Genomic DNA, 1,371 nt, shown 5'->3' with positions numbered 1-1,371 from the left:
CCGGGTACAGGCCCCGGGAGCGCACAGGCCCGGGGAATAACGCGCCACATCCGCCGAGAGCGCAGGACGGCGCGGCGTCCAGCCGATCCCGAGGGACGCGGATCAGCGTGAGGCTGAGGACGATCAGGACGGCGAGGGAGGCGATGACCCGCGAGGGTGACCCGNCCGCCGACCCGGGCGAGAACCCGCACGTCGACCCCGAGCCCCAGGGCGGCCATGGACAGGACCGTGAGCACGCCGGCGAGCTGGGTCAGCGGCTTCACCGCGGCATCCGGGACGAGGCCCAGGGAGCGCAGGGTGGCCAGGGCCAGGAAGCCGACAATGAACCAGGGCACGAGCTTGGTGAGGCCGGGACGGGCCGGCGCGCCCGGCGCCCCCGCCGCCTGCGGCAGCCGGGGCGCGATCAGCGAGAACGCCACCACGACCGGGCCGAGCATCAGCACGCGGACGAGCTTCACCAGGGTTCCGACCTGGGTCGACAGCAGGCTCACCGGCACGGTCGCGGCCAGCACCTGCGGCACCGCGTAGACGGTGAGCCCCGCCAGCACGCCGTACTGGTTGTCGGTCATGCCGGCGAGCGGCACGAACAGCGGCAGGCCGAGCACCATCAGCACCCCGAGCACCGCCGTGAAGGCGATGGCGGCGGCGATGTCCTTCGGCTCCGCTCCGATCACCGGCGCCACCGCGGCGATGGCCGAGTTGCCGCAGATGGCGTTGCCGCAGGCGACGAGGATCGCCATCCGGGCCGGCAGGCCCAGCACCCGGCAGATCGCCACGCTGGCGGCGATGCCGAGGACCACGGTCCCGACGATGCCGGCCAGCAGCGCCGGGCCGGAGGCGAGGATCGCCCCGAGGCTCAGGGAGGCGCCGAGCAGCACGACGGCGACTTCGAGGAGCTGCTTGGCCGAGAAGGCGATGCCGGTTCGGAACCGGGCCGGGGGCGTCCAGGCGGTGCGCACCGCGATGCCGACCAGGATCGCCAGGACCAGGGCCTCGATATAGGGATGGCCGGCGACCCGCTCCTCCAGCGCCTGCGCGGCCATCGCCACCGCGGTGATCGCCGCGCACAGGCCGATGCCGGGCAGGACCGAGGCGGCCGTATCCGACCGGCCGCCCCGCTCGGGAAGCGCCGGCGTCGGGGCTGCCTGGGAAGAGGATTCGAGGCTCACAGGATCGGACTCCGCGGTCGTCGACGGAGCTTATAGGAAGAAAACGTTCGTCGCACCCGCGCAAAAGAGAAATTACTTCTCTATTCAGGCAGGCCGTTCCTGTCCGGCCTTGTCGGCAAAGCGGCGCCGCGGCTTCTCGACGGGCGCTGGCTCCGCAGGCGTCGCCGTCAGGCGCTCGACGACGACGCGGCGCTCGCCGTGC

General features: G+C 72.9%; 1 pseudogene. It reads right to left on the bottom strand.

Going from position 1 to position 1,371, the window contains the following annotated elements:
* Window positions 1–81: 81 nt before the first annotated feature.
* Window positions 82–1,169: pseudogene (locus I53_RS13770) on the bottom strand (YeiH family protein); the annotation flags it as partial.
* Window positions 1,170–1,371 lie beyond the last annotated feature (202 nt).

Source organism: Methylobacterium sp. B1, assembly GCF_000333255.1.
Classification (GTDB): Bacteria; Pseudomonadota; Alphaproteobacteria; order Rhizobiales; family Beijerinckiaceae; genus Methylobacterium; species Methylobacterium fujisawaense.
Note: the sequence above shows the minus strand (reverse complement) of the source record. Positions and strands in the feature narration are given on the sequence as shown.